The sequence below is a fragment of the Halomicrococcus pelagicus genome, assembly GCF_050954125.1.
Map to the genome: position 1 here is coordinate 29,306 of NZ_JBPBWC010000004.1, position 15,970 is coordinate 45,275.

Annotated in this window: 12 protein-coding genes; 6 read left to right on the forward strand and 6 right to left on the reverse strand. The window is 64.8% G+C overall.

Annotated elements, in window-relative coordinates; all coding sequences use genetic code 11:
• Positions 1–8 precede the first annotated feature (8 nt).
• Positions 9–1,367: an aminotransferase class III-fold pyridoxal phosphate-dependent enzyme gene (locus tag ACRYA2_RS09965; protein ID WP_433627200.1), complete on the forward strand. Its 1,359-nt coding sequence runs from the start codon at positions 9–11 to the stop codon at positions 1,365–1,367.
• Positions 1,368–1,419: 52 nt separating this feature from the next.
• Here the strand turns inward: ACRYA2_RS09965 and ilvA are convergent, their stop codons facing one another.
• Entirely contained in the window at positions 1,420–2,688 is a 1,269-nt protein-coding gene (gene ilvA, locus ACRYA2_RS09970) for a threonine ammonia-lyase (RefSeq protein WP_433627202.1), read from the reverse strand.
• Positions 2,685–3,965, reverse strand: a complete 1,281-nt coding sequence (locus tag ACRYA2_RS09975; protein ID WP_433627205.1) for an amidohydrolase — start codon at positions 3,963–3,965, stop codon at positions 2,685–2,687. Before ACRYA2_RS09975 ends, ilvA begins: the two co-directional genes overlap by 4 nt.
• 131 nt (positions 3,966–4,096) lie before the next feature.
• On the opposite strand from ACRYA2_RS09975, the gene ACRYA2_RS09980 reads away from it, so the two are divergent.
• Together ACRYA2_RS09980 and ACRYA2_RS09985 are read left to right on the forward strand one after the other, a co-directional pair.
• Positions 4,097–5,068 carry an NAD(P)-dependent oxidoreductase gene (locus ACRYA2_RS09980; RefSeq protein ID WP_433627208.1) on the forward strand — a complete coding sequence of 324 codons (972 nt, stop codon included), beginning with the start codon at positions 4,097–4,099 and terminating at the stop codon, positions 5,066–5,068.
• 7 nt (positions 5,069–5,075) lie between these two features.
• Complete coding sequence (locus tag ACRYA2_RS09985; RefSeq protein WP_433627211.1) at positions 5,076–8,216, forward strand: FAD-binding and (Fe-S)-binding domain-containing protein; 3,141 nt, start codon at positions 5,076–5,078, stop codon at positions 8,214–8,216.
• Positions 8,217–8,411: 195 nt separating this feature from the next.
• Here ACRYA2_RS09985 and ACRYA2_RS09990 read toward each other — a convergent pair whose 3' ends face one another.
• A complete protein-coding gene (locus ACRYA2_RS09990; RefSeq protein WP_433627213.1) occupies positions 8,412–9,590 on the reverse strand; it encodes a M24 family metallopeptidase in 1,179 nt (392 codons plus the stop codon).
• A 294-nt stretch (positions 9,591–9,884) separates the two neighbouring features.
• Between ACRYA2_RS09990 and ACRYA2_RS09995 the strand changes: the two genes are divergently transcribed.
• Together ACRYA2_RS09995 and ACRYA2_RS10000 are read left to right on the forward strand one after the other, a co-directional pair.
• Positions 9,885–10,262, forward strand: a complete 378-nt coding sequence (locus ACRYA2_RS09995; RefSeq protein ID WP_433627216.1) for a cupin domain-containing protein — start codon at positions 9,885–9,887, stop codon at positions 10,260–10,262.
• 515 nt (positions 10,263–10,777) lie between these two features.
• Positions 10,778–10,942: a hypothetical protein gene (locus ACRYA2_RS10000; protein WP_433627219.1), complete on the forward strand. Its 165-nt coding sequence runs from the start codon at positions 10,778–10,780 to the stop codon at positions 10,940–10,942.
• A 128-nt stretch (positions 10,943–11,070) separates the two neighbouring features.
• Here the strand turns inward: ACRYA2_RS10000 and ACRYA2_RS10005 are convergent, their stop codons facing one another.
• The 3 genes from ACRYA2_RS10005 to ACRYA2_RS10015 form a co-directional block, all read right to left on the reverse strand.
• Positions 11,071–12,729 carry a potassium channel family protein gene (locus ACRYA2_RS10005; RefSeq protein WP_433627222.1) on the reverse strand — a complete coding sequence of 553 codons (1,659 nt, stop codon included), beginning with the start codon at positions 12,727–12,729 and terminating at the stop codon, positions 11,071–11,073.
• Between the two features lie 66 nt (positions 12,730–12,795).
• On the reverse strand, positions 12,796–13,173 hold the full coding sequence (locus tag ACRYA2_RS10010; protein ID WP_433627224.1) for a universal stress protein: 378 nt from the start codon (positions 13,171–13,173) through the stop codon (positions 12,796–12,798).
• A gap of 125 nt (positions 13,174–13,298) precedes the next feature.
• Positions 13,299–14,375 carry a CNNM domain-containing protein gene (locus ACRYA2_RS10015; protein WP_433627227.1) on the reverse strand — a complete coding sequence of 359 codons (1,077 nt, stop codon included), beginning with the start codon at positions 14,373–14,375 and terminating at the stop codon, positions 13,299–13,301.
• Between the two features lie 187 nt (positions 14,376–14,562).
• Here ACRYA2_RS10015 and ACRYA2_RS10020 point away from each other — a divergent pair, with 187 nt between their 5' ends.
• Positions 14,563–15,759 carry an MFS transporter gene (locus ACRYA2_RS10020; RefSeq protein WP_433627230.1) on the forward strand — a complete coding sequence of 399 codons (1,197 nt, stop codon included), beginning with the start codon at positions 14,563–14,565 and terminating at the stop codon, positions 15,757–15,759.
• Positions 15,760–15,970: the final 211 nt, after the last annotated feature.

Genomic DNA, 15,970 nt, shown 5'->3' on the forward strand with positions numbered 1-15,970 from the left:
CTTTGTGTATGGACAGGGATACGGCTGAACCCGATGCGGACGCGCTTCCCGGGCCGAACGCGCAGAAGTGGATCGATTTCCACCACGAGCACGCAGCACCGAGCGAGTTCTCGCACGAGTTCGTCTGGGACGTCACGAAGGAAGCTGACGGGCCGTTCGTCACCGACGTCGACGGAAACGTCCTCCTCGATTTCACCTGCCACATCGGTGCGGCGCCACTCGGCTACAACAACGAGAAACTCCTCGACAAACTGCGGGAGTTCTCGCTCGTCGAACCGATGAAGATCGCCGGACAGGACATGTACTTCGGCGCAGGGGAAGACCCGAAGACCGCAGATTTCCCGGCGTCCAGCCACCTCGTCGAGAAACTCGTCGACGTCTCCAGCCAGTACGGGATGGACACCGTCTTCCTCTCGAACTCCGGGGCCGAGGCCGTGGAGAACGCGATGAAGATAACCCACGACCGCAACCCGACCGCCAAGTACGCCTACACGTTCGAGGGGAGTTTCCACGGACGGACGCTCGGTACCCTCTCCGTCACCCGTTCGAACGAGGTGTACACGCGTCACTACCCCGAAATCGCTGGCGTCCGCACGGTTCCGTTCTGCGACGACCACGACGGGACTGCCAAATCCTGCGACTGCGGATTCTTCACCGGAGACGGCTCACAGCTCCGAAACGCGCTTCAGCCCGAAGGAGGCCACGTCAACCCCGACGAGGTCGCGTTCGTCGTCGTCGAGCCGGTCCAGGGCGTCGGCGGCTATCGATTCCCGAGCACCGAGTTCATGGCCGAAGTGGGTGACGTCTGTGAGACGTACGACGTCCCGCTCGTCGTCGACGAGATTCAATCCGGCATCGGTCGCACGGGCGAGATGTGGGCCTCGGACCACTATCCCATCGAACCCGACGTCATCGCCAGCGCGAAGGCGCTCAGAGTTGGTGCCACGATCTCGCGGTCGGACATCTTCCCGACCGAGAAGAACCGGTTGGGTTCGACGTTCGGCGGCGGAGACGTTCTCTCGTCGATGCAGGGCGTCTTCACGCTCGAAGCTATCGAGGAGCACGACCTGCTCGCCAACGCGACGGAACGGGGCCAGCAGGCCCAGGAACTGCTCCGAGACGATGCGCCCCCGCACGTCGACGACGTGCGCGGCAAGGGACTGATGCTAGCCGTCGAGTTCGATACGGCAGAGCGGCGCGACGACGTCGTCCAGGAGGCGCTGAAACGCGGACTGCTCACCCTCGGCTGTGGCGAGAAGACGATCCGCCTGCTCCCGCCGCTCGACTCGACCGAGCGCGAGATCGAACTCGGCATCGGCATCATGAACGAGGCCATCGAGGCCGCCCGGATGACGGTATCGAGATAGCCGAAACGACCCTCAGCGGTTCTTCACCCGCGAGACCCGACCGAGAGGCGTTTCATTCGTCGAGGGTATCCTCGGCAACACTGATTCCGTTCCGTTCGTCCAGCGCATTCAGGACGTCGGAGAGGTGTTCCGGTCCGCTTCCCGCTACGCCGACGGTCACCGGCGTCCGGTTCGGGTCGTCCGTAGCCGTCCGGCGAGCACGCTCCAGCACGTCGAGTTCCGCACCGTGCCGTTCGACGGTCGCCGTGAGCGTCTCGACGCCGGTCGGCCAGTCGGCGATAGCGAGGCGGACCTCGGCGTACCGTCCGAGTTCCATGCGACCGGTGCGCGTGAGTTCGCCGTGCTCGGAGAGGTTCACGTTACCACCGGAGACGACGACGGCGACGTGTTCGTCGTCGACGTCCACCGTGCCGGAGAGCAGCGCGGCGAGCGGCGCTGCGCCGGCGGTCTCGGCCACGGTCTTGGCGCGTTCGGCGAGGAGGGTGACGGCGACGCTCATCTCGCGGTCGCTGACGCTGACCACGTCGTCGACGTGCTCGCGAACGACGGCGAAGGTCTTCTCTAGCAGGCGCGTGTCGGCGATTCCCTCCGCGACGGTGTCCACGTCGGAGAGTTCGTGGATCTCTCCGCGTTCGAGCGACGGTTTGGCGTGAGACGCCCCTTCGGGTTGAACGCCGACGACCCGGACGTCCGGGTCTCGGGCCTCGAGCACGGTTGCGATACCGGAGATCAGCCCGCCCCCGCCGATGGAGACGAGGACGGTGTCGAGTTCGGGGTACTGTTCCAACAGTTCGAGGCCGACGGTCCCTTGCCCCGCGATGATCGCCTCGTCGTTGAAGGGGTGGACGAACGACAGGTTCTCCTCGTCGGCCAACTCGAGCGCGTGTTCGTAGGAGCGCTCGTAGATGTCGCCTTCGACGACGACATCGGCACCGTAGCCGCGCGTCGCTTCTATCTTCGCGGAGGGGGTCACCTCGGGGACGACGATGGTCGTGTCGACCTCGAGCAACCGTCCCGCGAGGGCGACTCCCTGAGCGTGGTTGCCCGCACTCGACGCGACGACGCCCCGCTCGCGCTCCTCGGGCGAGAGCTGGGCCATCGTGTTGTACGCGCCGCGGCTCTTGAACGACCCCGTCCGCTGCATGTTCTCGAGTTTGAGCCCCACCGACGTCGCTCCGCTCCGTTCCGCGAACGTCGTCGAGCGGTCCAGCGGCGTCCGGTGAACCACGCCTTCGAGGCGTTCTCGGGCAGCTCTCACGTCGTCGGCGGTGACGATGTCGTCGGCGGTCGGCAGCCCGCCGTTCGTCCCTTCGGAACTCATTCACCGTCCTCCTCGACGGCGAGTATCGACTCGACGAGCACGTCGACGCCGATTCCGAGGCTCCGTTCGTCCACGTCGAACGTCGGCGTGTGATGACTCGTCGGGTGGTCGGTGCCGACGATGAGATACGTCGCGAGGCCGCCTTCCTCCTGCACTCGCTGCATCAGGAACGTGGCGTCCTCGCTCGCACCGAAGTCCGCGGTCGGGACGACCGAGTCGACGCCGTCGACGTCGCGGGCCACGTCCGCCACGACGTCGACGAGTTCGGGGTCGCTGTCGGCACGGGGGGATTCGCTGACGACGTCGACGTCGACGTCACATCCGTGCATCTCGGCTGCGGCTTCGAGCGTCCGCGTCAGACGGGACTTCACGTACTCCTTGAGTTCGGTCGTCTCGCCGCGCGCCTCCGCCTCGACGTGTGCGGTCTCGGCGATGACGTTGCTCGCGGTCCCGGCCTCGGCTCTCCCGAGGTTCACTCGCGTCATGCCATCCGAGTGACGGGGAATCGCGTAGGCGTTCTGGATGGCGGTTCCGAGCGCCTGCATCGCGTTGTCGCCCTCCTGGGGCGCTTTGCCCGCGTGCGCGGACGTTCCCGTGAACGTCGCATCGACGTGGCACATGGCGAGCGGGCGCTCGATGCCAGCGACGACCTCGCCCGTCGGATGGTCGAGACCGACGTGGACCGCGAAGAAGTAGTCGAGGTCGTCGGCGAACCGACTCTCGGCCATCGGACGACCGCCGCCGGACACCTCCTCGGCCGGCTGGAAGAAGACTACGAGTTTCCCGTCGAAGTCGCTCGCTTTCACGGCTTCGAGGGTGGCGAGGCCCCACGTCATGTGTGCGTCGTGGCCGCAGGCGTGCATCGTCCCCTCCCGTTCCGACCGGAACCCCTCGGCGGCGGGCGCGTGGTCGTCCGCCGTCGACTCCTTGATGAACAGGGCGTCGATGTCGACCCGGAGGCCGACGACCGGCCCGGGACCTTCGTCGAGGACGGCGACCGCTCCCGTGTGTCCGCCTTCGATTCGGTCGAGGAGGTCCGGGTCGGCGCCGCGTTCGAGCGCCCGCTCGTACCAGCGGTCCACGTCGTCGTCTTCGGGGACGGCCATGCGGTCTTCGCCGTCGTACGCCTCGGTCCCGACGGCGAGTTCGTCGACACCGATAGCGCGCAGTTCTTCGACGAGGCGGTGCGTCGTGTAGAATTCGCGCCACGCCGGTTCCGGATACCGATGGAACTCGCGTCGTACGTCGGAGAGTCGCTCCTGTATCGACTCGGCCATGTGTGGCGCTGACACTCTCCAACTACTTAATTGTAAACGCTTTTCGTTGATAGCGGTTACACAAAAGGACTAAGTTGGGGTGTCACAATCCTTCGACCATCGATTCGCGTCCGCCACGCGATGGTGAGAGAATGAGTGTGAACCCAGACATCGTCGTCCTCCGCGAGGGGACAGAAGGACTCTCGATGGAATCGTACGCCGAGGAACTACGCGAACGTCTTCCCGACCGGACGGTCGCACTCGCCCGGACACCGAAACAGGAGCGCAACCTCGTCACGGACGCACGGGTCGTCACCGGAATCACCGTCGACGAGGACCTGCTCACCCGCGCCGAGCGACTCGAACTGTTCGCGTGCACCTTCGCCGGGACCGACCACGTCCCGATGGACGCTTTCGCAGAACGCGGCGTCGCCGTGACAAACGCCGGAGGCATCCACGCACCCGGAATCGCCGAACAGGCCATCGGCAACGTGCTCGTCTTCGCACGTCGCCTCCACGAAGGCTGGCGACGCAAGCAACGCGCCGAGTGGCGACATTTCCAGTCGGGCGAACTCACCGACAGCACGGTCACCGTCGTCGGTCTCGGCTCCATCGGCAAAGCGGTCGTCCAGCGTCTCCAGGGGTTCGACGTCGAGACCATCGGCGTCCGGTACACGCCGGAGAAGGGCGGCCCGACGGACGAAGTCGTCGGTTTCGAGGAAGAAGCCATCCACGACGCCTTCTCGCGGAGCGAGTACGTCGTCGTCGCCTGTCCGCTCAACGATATGACGCGCGGGCTGGTCGGGGAGTCGGAGTTCGCGACGATGCCGACGGACGCTGTGCTCGTCAACACCGCACGCGGACCCATCGTCGATACCGACGCACTCGTCTCCGCACTGCGGTCGAACAAGATCCGCGGGGCGGCACTCGACGTTACCGACCCCGAACCGCTCCCGGCGGACCATCCGCTCTGGAACCTCGAGAACTGCCTCGTCACGCCACACACCGGCGGCCACACGCCGCGACACTGGGAACGACTCGCCGACATCGTCGCAGCGAACGTGGAGCGACTCGACACCGGTGAGACGCTGGAGAACCAGGTGCTCGCACCGAAACCCGACTGACGAGACGATGGCATCACAGGACCCCAGACCCGCCCGTGAACGGGCGGACGTGGACGCAGACACCGACTCTGCAGGCGACCCCGCAGACGACCCGCGAGCCGATTACGACTACGCGGGTGGCGACGTGACACGTCCGGGTCTCGTCGCTGACCTCAGCGACCGCGTCGAGGGCGACGTGCGATTCGACGAGTACACCCGTCAACTCTACGCGACCGACGCCAGCGCCTACGAGGTGACGCCCGTCGGCGTCGTCTTCCCGGAATCGACCGCAGACGTGGCGGCGGTGATGGAGTACTGCGCCGAGCGCGAGATACCCATCCTCCCTCGGGGCGGTGGCACGAGTCTCGCCGGACAGGCGGTCAACGAGGCGGTCGTTCTCGACTTCACGGACGCTATGGACGACGTCGTCGATGTCGACCCCGACGAACGACGAGCGCGAGCGCAGGCCGGGACCGTCCTCGCCGAGTTGAACGCGACGGTCGCCCCGCACGGGTTGAAGTTCGCGCCGGACCCGGCCGCCGGGAATCGGAGCACGCTCGGCGGCGCTATCGGGAACAACTCGACAGGTGCGCACTCGTTGAAGTACGGCAAGACCGACGCCTACGTCGAAGAAGTCGAGGTCGTGCTTGCCGACGGCACGGTGACGACGTTCGGCGAGGTGACCGTCGACGAACTCCGGGCCCGCGCCGACCCGGAGGGCGACCGCGAAGCGCAGATACACGACGCGCTCCGCCGCGTCGTCGACGAGCAAGCGGACGCGGTCCGGGAGGCGTTTCCTGACCTGAAGCGCAACGTCTCGGGGTACAACCTCGACCGACTGGTCGAAGAAGCGTGCGAGACGGGACACGCCTCGGACGAGACGGCTTCGCCGTCTCGCCGCTCGCGAGAAGACAGCGACGCCGCGAGCGAACCGGGGTCGGTCAACCTCGCTCGCGTCTTCGCCGGAAGCGAAGGAACGCTCGGCATCGTCACCGAAGCCACCGTCTCGCTCGAACCGAATCCCGAGACGAAGTCGGTCGCCCTCCTCACCTACCGCGACCTCCTCGACGCGATGGCCGACGTGAACGCCATCGTGCGCGACCACGACCCGGCCGCCGTCGAAGCCGTCGACGACGTGTTGCTCGACCTCGCGCGGGAGACCGAAGAGTTCGCGGAGGTCGCCGCGCGACTCCCGGAGGGGACCGAGACGGCGCTGCTCGTCGAATTCTACGCCGACTCGGACGACGAACGACGCCGGAAGGTCGCGGACCTCGTGGCCGACCGCGTCGGCGACCAGACGACAGCGGAGGCAGGCTCCGGTGATTCCGACGGAAACGACCGGTCGGGTGCGTTCGCTGCACTCGAAGCGTACGAGGACGACGAGCGCGAACAGCTGTGGAAGCTCAGAAAGAGCGGGATGCCCATCCTCCTCTCCCGAACGTCCGACGCGAAACACATCTCGTTCATCGAGGACACCGCCGTCCCGACCGAACATCTCGCCGACTACGTGGCGGACTTCCAGGAGGTGCTCGAAGACAACGACACGTTCGCCAGCTTCTACGCCCACGCCGGCCCCGGATGCATGCACATGCGACCGCTCGTGGACACGAAGAGTCCGGCCGGGGTGAACCAGCTGGAAGCCATCGCGGACGGGGTGACGGACCTCGTCGTCGAGTACGGCGGCAGCGTTTCGGGCGAGCACGGCGATGGCCGGGCGCGCACGCAGTGGAATCGGAAACTGTACGGCGAGGACGTCTGGGCGGTGTTCCGGGACCTCAAGACGGCATTCGACCCCGACTGGCTGTTGAACCCCGGCCAGGTCTGCGGCGACGTCGACATGACAGAAAATCTCCGATTCTCTCCCAGTTACGAGTTCGAATCGGGGTTCGAGCCGGCACTGAACTGGGAGAACGAGAACGGCTTCCAGGGGATGGTCGAACTCTGTCACGGCTGCGGCGGCTGTCGCGGCGGCCAGGAGACCACGGGCAGCGTTATGTGTCCGACCTACCGGGCCGCCGAAGAAGAGAGCCTCAGCACGCGCGGACGGGCGAACCTCCTCCGGCAGGCGATGAGTGGCGACCTGCCGGAGGGCGAGCAGTTCGACGTGGAGTTCATGGCGGAGGTGATGGACCTCTGCATCGGCTGCAAGGGCTGTGCCCGCGACTGCCCCAGCGAGGTCGACATGGCCAAACTCAAAGCCGAAGTCGAACACGAACACCACCAGCGCCACGGCGCGAGCCTCCGCGACCGCCTCTTCGCCGACGTCGAACGGCTCTCCGAACTCGGCAGCGCGCTCGCGCCCGTTTCGAACTGGGCGTCGAAGGTGCCGGGGGCGCGCGCCGTCATGGAGAAGGCGGTCGGCGTCGCCCGCGAACGAAGTCTGCCGACGTTCCACCGCGAGAGCCTGGAGGACTGGTTCGAGAGTCGCGGCGGGGCGCGCGTCCCCGAGACTGCGGCGACCCGGAGGGTGCTCCTGTTCCCGGACACCTACACGAACTACAACCATCCCGAGGCCGGGAAGGCAACCGTCCGGGTGCTCGAAGCGGCGGGCGTCTACGTCGAGATACCCGACGACGTGACCGCGACGGGGCGACCAGCGCATTCGAAAGGGTTCCTCGACACGTCTCGGGCACGAGCAGCGGACAACGTCTCGGCGCTCGCGCCGCACGTCGCCGACGGGTGGGACGTGGTTCTGGTCGAACCCTCCGACGCCGTGATGTTCCAGTCCGACTACCGCGACTTGCTCTCGGGGCAAGCCGTCGAGCGCGTCGCGGCGAACACGTACGGCGTCATGGAGTACCTCGACGCCTTCGACCTGACGGACGACCTCGCACTCGGAAGCCCCGACGAGCGTCTCACGTACCACGGCCACTGCCACCAGAAGGCGACGAAGAAGGAGGGTCACGCGGCCAACGTCCTCCGGGCGGCGGGGTACGAGGTGGACACACTCGATTCGGGCTGTTGTGGGATGGCGGGCTCGTTCGGATACGAGGCGGAACACTACTCGCTGAGCCGAGCCATCGCGGGCATCCTCTTCGACCAGATCGACGCCAGCGACGGGGACGTGGTCGTCGCGCCCGGCGCGTCGTGTCGAACCCAGATCGGCGACCGAGAGCGAGGGACAGAACCCGACCATCCGATCGAGCAGGTCGCCGAATTGATGCGGTAGCGGTCGCCGGTCGAGGGATTTCGACGTCGAAGGGGAAGGGACGACCACGGCCGAGAGAGGTGGAAGAGAGCGTCGATGAGGGCTGCGGAGTTCGGAAACGGCGAACGCCTTCTCTTCGACGAGACTGGAAGGCGAACCAGTGGCAGTCGGAGATAGAAACCGGGTGAACGCGACGGCCTCCGATTTTCGCTACTCTCAGGCAGTGAAGAGTTCTCGCGGGAACTCGGCCAGTGCTTCGGCACCGGTCGACGTGACGCGGAACGTCTCGCTGAGTTCGACGCCGAAGTCGTCGAACCAGAGGCCCGGAATCATGTGGAAGGTCATGTTCTCTTCGAGCACCGTCTCGTCGCCCGGCCGGAGACTGGCGGTGTGTTCCCCCCAGTCCGGCGGGTAGCCGAGCCCCATGGAGTAGCCGATTCGGTCTTCTTTCTCGATGTCGTACTTTCCGATGACGTCACGCCACGCCCGTTCGACCGACTCCGCGGTGACGCCGGGTTCGGCGTGGTCGAGCGCTGCTTCGAGTCCTTCGACGACGATTTCTGCCCTGGATTGCATCTCCTCGGGTGGGTCGCCGACGAAGGTCGTCCGCGCCAGCGGGGAGTGGTAGCGGTTCCGACAGCCGGAGAGTTCGATGATAACGGGGTCGCCACGCTCGAACGGGCGGTCGGTCCACGTGAGATGCGGCGTTCCCGTGTGGTCTCCGGACGGCATCAGTGGAACGATGGAGGGGTAGTCGCCCCCGAACTCGTCGGTCCCCCTGATGAGGCCATCGTAGATTTCCGCCGCCACCTCGTACTCGGGGACGCCTTCTCCGACCGCGTCGAGTCCGGCCTGCATCGCGTTCTCGGAGATGCGTGCGGCCTGCCGCATGTACTCCAGTTCCTGCTCGGACTTCCTGACTCGAACCCAGTTGACCAGGAGCGTCGCATCGTCGAACTCCGCCTCGGGGAGGTTCTGCTGAAGACGGGTGTACGACTTCGCAGTGAAGTAGTACGCGTCCATCTCCACGCCGATACGAGCGTCCGCTACATCCAGTTCCTCCAGTACGTCGGCGAAGAAATCCATCGGATGCAGGTCGTACGGCGAGTGAACGTGGTCGTCGCTGTACGACCAGATGTTCTCCTCGGCGAGCCACGTCGTCGCTCGCGCGCCGTTCGCATCCATCTCCCGGCCGACCCAGACCGGTTCGTCGCGTTCGTGGGTCACGATGACGGCCTGATGAACGTAGAACGACCACCCGTCGTAGCCCGCGAGGTAGTTCATGTTCGCGGGGTCCGAGACGACGAGCGCGTCCATTTCTGCCTCGCGCATCCGCTCTTTCGTCCGCTCTATCCGCCGTTCGTATTCGTTCCTGTCGAAGACTGCCTGTGGCATGACAACGTCGTTCAAATAGTCGAACGAGATATTTCTTAAGCTTTTTGTGTACCATACAAACGGAATGTGTGTACAGGGGGCCGTCGAGTCTCGCCTCGAACCATCCCCGGGACGGTGAACCGGCGCACGGCTACCACTTCGCTCGATGACACTATACGCTGGTTTTCCGCGCGACGATGGCGAGAACGCAGAAGTTACGTTCGCGAACGCCGTCGGTTGGGCTCGTTCTCCGTGACGGTTCGAGCGGCGTCCCATGACAGTGAGTATTTACCACCGGCGGACCATCGCCCCGCCATGGGTTATCACGTCGTACCGTTCGAAGACGTCGCCCCGACGCCGGACCGGCCCTCCGAACAACGGTCCGTGAGCGACGCCGTCGGCCTGGAGCGGATGGCACTCAACGTCTATCGAGCGGAACCGGGTGAACAGCTACCGCTGGCCTATCACGTCCACGACAAGCAGGAGGAAGCGTTCGTCGTTCTCTCGGGGGTACTCCACGTCGAGACGCCGGAAGAGACCCACGTCGTGGGCGAAGACGAGGTGTTCGTCGCAGAGCCGGAGAGCCCGCACCGGGCCTACAATCCGACGGACGCCGACGAGACGGTCCGGGTACTCGCCGTCGGCGCACCGTCGACCGACGACGTCCATCCCTACGAGCCCGAGGACGCGTGACGCCGACGCTGCCGAGGACGCTACGACGGGAAAGCTCGTAGCTATCATTATCGTTCATGTGTTTCTCCGCACCACGAGAACGAGAAACAATTTCAAGATAGGAGATATTTTAGGCTGAAGGAAAATGGAACCAGCCGAAAGCGGTACGGGACTCCTTTCGGCTCTCCCCTGTTCGCGGCAACGAGTCCAAGGTCGTCGTCCCGTTCGTCGGAAGGAACCGTAGTGGACGTGCCAGAGCTTAGCAACGCCGTAACTCGTTCGTACCGTTTTTGCGCGCAGTCGAGCTTTGAACTGTTCTCGGCGGTCCCGATTCGAGGCAGGGGCGCCGTGACGTACTTATCGACACGCTAACCCGATAACAACCGTTCGTCGTCCACGAACTGCCAGGGGTTATCTTATCCGTGGACTGTGGAGGAACAATCGCATCGTGACGGCCGGACGCCGGTTCGGTCGACCGAGCAACCAGAGGAACCGTTCGACGAACGCCAACCGTTCCCCGATCCGAGCCGCCCAACATGGACAACACGACGCATCTACTCAAAGAAACGCTGACCGTCGTAACGATGTTCACGACGTTCGTAAACACCATCGTCGAGTTCGCACAGGTAACGCACGTACGAATCGTCATCGTGATTCTCCTGGCCTGCCTACTCGGAGTGAATCTCCTCGTAACGGAGTGAGGACGAGGAGCGACAGCGACGCGCTCCTCGCGCCGGAGTAGTCAAAGCGTCGTCTCCCCGCTTCGACGAGGCTACGCGGTACCGATGTCCGCTAACCAGATATTCCGCCCCCCGAGCTCTGAGTACCGTTACGTCCCGCTAACTTTTCGTTCGAACTCCTGTATCGCGCCGTCACTGCCGGCGAGGAACACGTCGTCGCCGGCCTCGATCGTAGCGTGTTCGTCGGTGTGGACGGTGCCGTCGCGCGAGATGCCGACCACGGTCCACCTCTGTTCTGGCAGACGACGGGCGTCCGCCAGCGTATCCCCGACGAACGACGCCGCGTCGGCCCGTATCAGCCGTATTTGGCCCACAGGGTCCACGACTCGTTCGCCGTGAACCTCCGCCGCGACCAGGCGTGCGCACACCCGCTGGACGGAGAGGACGTAGTCGGCACCGGCTCTGAACGCCGCCGACGCTTTGTCGGCGTCGGTCACGCGTGCGAGAATCTCCATGTCATCAGAGAGTGAGCGAGCCATCGCTATAGTCAACAGTGCAGTCGCATCATCATCGACAGTGACGACCAGTGCCGATGCATTCTCGATATTGGCCGCCTGGAGCGTTTCTGGTTCAGTGACGTCACCGACGACATCGGGGTTCGCGTTCGCTGACTCGTCAATAGTGGTGGCCGACACACCCGTCGGAAGTGCATTGATAGCTGCAGTCCCGCCTTCGCCGAGGCCGGCGATAAGTACTCGCGATTGCGTCGATGCCCGCGGTGTCCGAACAGCGGTCAACTCACTTGTGACCGCGTTAATTTCACTCTCCGGTCCAGCAACGACCAACACAGTGTTGGGCGTGAGACGTTCGTCTGGCGAGGGTGACAGGCGTAACTCACCGTCGAACCACCCAGCGACCAGTGTCAAGTCCGGATGGTTCGTGAGTGGCGACTCTCGCAGTTGGACACCGTGGAGTGGACTGTTTCGCCGCACAAGTATCTCGCGGATGGTAACCGGGTCGGCGGTGGTCGACACGTCGACCGTGACTGGCGTCGTCGCTTTCTCGGCCAGTCGCCGGCCGATAAGGGCGTGCGGGGCAGCGATTCGGTCGACACCGATTTCGGCGAGCGCTGCCTTGCGGCGCGTCGAGGCCGTGAAGCTGATGACCCGTAGGTCCTCGTTTGCTTCTAACGCCGTCAGGACGATACTCGCAGTACTGTCGCCGGCGTCGGTGATGAGTAGCTTTGCCTTCTCGATGCTGGCGCGGTCGAGGTCCGAGCGCTCCTCGGGATCACCATTGATCACCTGATAACCGTCGTCGGAGAGCTGCTTCGCTTCGTCCTCGTCGGACTCAATGAGAACGTAGCCCACGTCCAATTCTTCGAGTTCGTCGAGCAGGACGCCGGTGTCGCGCTGGTACTCTGCGATGACGACGTGGTCGTTCTTTATCGAGAGGCGGTCGTCGAGGTTGAGCGGCGTCCGCTCGAACAGCGGGATGACGAGAATACGTAACGTGACGAATCCGATAGCGACGCCGGTGACCTGCATCGTCACCACCAGCAGATTCATCGCTGGCGTCGACCACGGTGAGTCCGCACCGTACCCCGTCGTCGTCATCGTCTCCGTGACCGTCTGGAGTGAGCGGAAAATCGACTGGGGACGATCTTCGAGCGTTCGCATTCCCAGGTTGTAGACGACCGTGTAGACGAGGATGACCGAGACGAGCCCGACCGCGTAGACGAGTATCAGTCGCTGTCGACGAGAGAGGTCTCGGGGGTGTAGCCCCTCTATATCTCGGAGTTCGCGCATTGGATGGCTCCCTACGTTCTGCCGATGGCTCTGTTCGCCCACTAAACCATCGGTATCTCGACCGACTTACGGGCGAGCAAGCAACACGGACGTGTCGACCGAGCGGACGACCCGGTCGGTCGTACTCCCGAGAAGGTGTTCTTTCAGGCCCGACCGACCGGTCGCCCCCATGACGACGAGGTCGACGTCGTGCTCGGAACAGTACTCGACGATTGCGTCGTGCGGAAATCCTTCGAGGATGGCCCGCTCGGACGCGACGTCGGCTCCTTCGGCCTTCGCTTCCGCCTCGCCGAGTATCTCGTTCGCGTCCTCTTCCAGCGTCTCGGTGAGGTCGTCAGCGACGGTTCCGACGCCGGACGCGGCCATCTCCGTCCCGACGTTGATCACGTGCAGGAAGTGCACCGTCGCGTCCTGCGGCGCTGCGATCGCTACGCCCTGCTCCACCGCCGCATCGCTCGCAGCGCTCAGTCGGTCGGAATCAGTATCTCGTCGTACACGTCGCTCGGTTACGTCGCCACGGCCAAAAGTCCGGGGACCGTCACCGGTGGGACGGTGGAACCGCTACTGCGTCAGCCCGAGGGCTCCGTCACCTGTTCCTTGTCGAGCGGGTCTTCGATGTCGCCGGTGACCGACTCCAGGAGGTCGGTCACGGTCACGAGACCGACGACCTCGCCGTTCTCGATGACGAGCGCGAGCTCCTGGTTCTCGGCCTGGAACTGGTCGATGGCGTCGCTCACGTCCGTGTCCGGCGAGAGCGTCATCGGCGGCGCTGCCAGTTCGGTGAAGTCGACGTCGCCCTCGGCCAACTTCTCGCGGTGACGGGCGAGGATCGGGAAGTAGACGATGCCGTGGAAGTCGGTCAGGTCCTCGCCGACCAGCGGATACCGGGTCTGTGGGCGCTCTGCCATCCGTCGGAAGTTCTCCTCGCCGTCGACTTCCGTGGAGAGCGCGACGATGTCCTCCGCCGGAATCATCATTTCCTCGACGGGTTGTTCGCCGATCTGGAGGGCGTTCATCACCTCCTCGTGGCGTTCGTCGGACAGATCCCCTTCTTCGAGAACCGAGCCGAGGCGGTTTCGGAGATCGGCTCGCGACTCGATGGCCTCCTCTTCGGTTTCGAGCCACTTTCCGGTCATCTCGATGCCGAAGAGTCCGAGCGTCGCCTTCGCCACCCAGTCGCCGACTTTGATGAGCGGCGAGATGATGTAGTTGAACCAGTACAGCGGCGCAGCCCCGTACCGACAGACCATCCGGGACCGTTCGACGCCCAGGTACGTCGGCGTCTGCTCGCCGTGCGTCAGGTGCACGAGGTTGATGATGAGGAAGGCGATGATCGCCCCGCCGCCGAGGGCCGCCACCGCCGTGTTCGCGAACAGCGGTTCGAACATGGCGGCCAGCGCGGGTTCGGCGACGATACCGACCGCGATACTCGACGCGGTGATTCCCACCTGGCAGGTCGTCAGGTAGATCTCCAGGTTCTGGGTCATTTCCCAGGCGCGCTCCAGCGAAGAGGAGTCGCCGACGAACTCCTCTTCAGTAAACTGGCGGGCGCGAGTCAGCGCGAACTCGATCGCCACGAAGAACGCGTTCGCCAGTATGAGTCCGATACCACCGAGTAGCCGAATCCAAATCTCGAGAGTGTTCATCGTCCCGGCAGTGACCTTCGAGCGTCAAATTATTGGTGGTATTTTACCGGTGCGAGGCGCATCGATTTCGCGATGCGCTCGCTTGGGAACCAGTACCACTGCGCTCGGCAGACGACGTTTATAATCGCCAGGACGGAGTACTACTAGTCGAATGGCTCGCGACGCTCCGAGGGTCGAGAACTTTTCGATGCCGGTAGTACGACGTGACCGGGGCGTGCTAGCCCTGGTAATCTTCGTCGTCCTGTTCGCGCAGGTGCTGCTCTATCCCGGAATCACGGATCTTGTCGCGACGCTCGGAGCGACGACGCAACTCGATGCCAGCACGTGGTTTCTCGCCGCGGAGTTCGTTGGCTTCGTTCTCTTCGCGGGCGTCTGGGGGGTGCTGAGCGACCGAACCGGCCGTCGCGTCCCGTTCATCGTCGTCGGAGCGCTCGGCGGGGCCGCGGGCTATCTCGCTCTCGCGTCGCTGGGGCCGGGTCACCACGTCGGCTTCGAGACGCTCCTTCTCCTGCGCTTCCTGCAGGGAGCGTCCACCATCGGTGCGTTCTCCCTCGCCATGACCATGCTGATGGATCTGGAGGGCGGCCACGGACGGAACATGGGGGCAGCAGGCATCGCCATCGGACTGGGAACGGCCCTCGGTGCACCGCTCGGTGGTCTACTCTACGAACGAGGTACCATCGTCCCGCTCTGGGTAGCGGGCGGTGCCCTCCTGCTGGCTGGCGTGCTGGCGACGCGACTCGTCGACCGGGCACCGTCCGAAGGGCGTCCGGGACTCCGTGAGGTGGTCCAGCGCCTCCGGACGACGCCGGCACTGGGCTTTCCGTACGCGTTCGGGTTCGTGGATCGACTCACGGCCGGCTTCTTTGCGCTCGTCGGCACGGTCTACTTCCGCGATACGTTCTCGCTTGACGCGGCGGGAGCCGGAATCGTGCTCGGACTGTTCTTCGGGCCCTTCGCACTCCTCCAGTACCCGCTGGGCGTTCTCTCCGACTGGGTCGGACGAAAGATTCCGGTGACGCTCGGCTCGCTCTGTTACGGAGCCGCCGTCGTCGCAGTGTATCTGGCACCGAACCTCTGGCTCGCTGGCGGTGCGATGGTACTGCTGGGCGTGTTCGGCGCCCTCGTCTCGCCGGCGACGATGGCACTGGTCTCCGACCTCGCGAGCGACGCCAATCGAGGCGTCGCGATGGGCGGCTTCAACGTCTTCGGTAACCTCGGTTTCCTCGCCGGGTTCGTCGTCGGCAGTGTCGTCACTGGCTCCTTCGGTTACGGTGCCGCATTCCTGACGGCCGGGCTTCTCGAAGCCGGAATCGTCGTCGTTACGCTTCCGGCGTTCCTCCGGCTCAATCTCACCCAGTCACCGACGTTCAGTGAGCGATAAGCGACGCCGACTGCTGGTCTACCGGCAGCGTCCGGGTACCAGCGACGCGACCGACCGAGGCGGCTGGTCATTTCAAGGATTGGCGTTCGGTCGATGCAGACACGCGTCGTGACACACCGGTCGTCGGCCGAAGAACATACGGGGTCGCCCATGCTTGGCTGGCCCGTGGACGACCTTCCCCGTCGTGAATTCGGTACGCTGCTAGCGACGT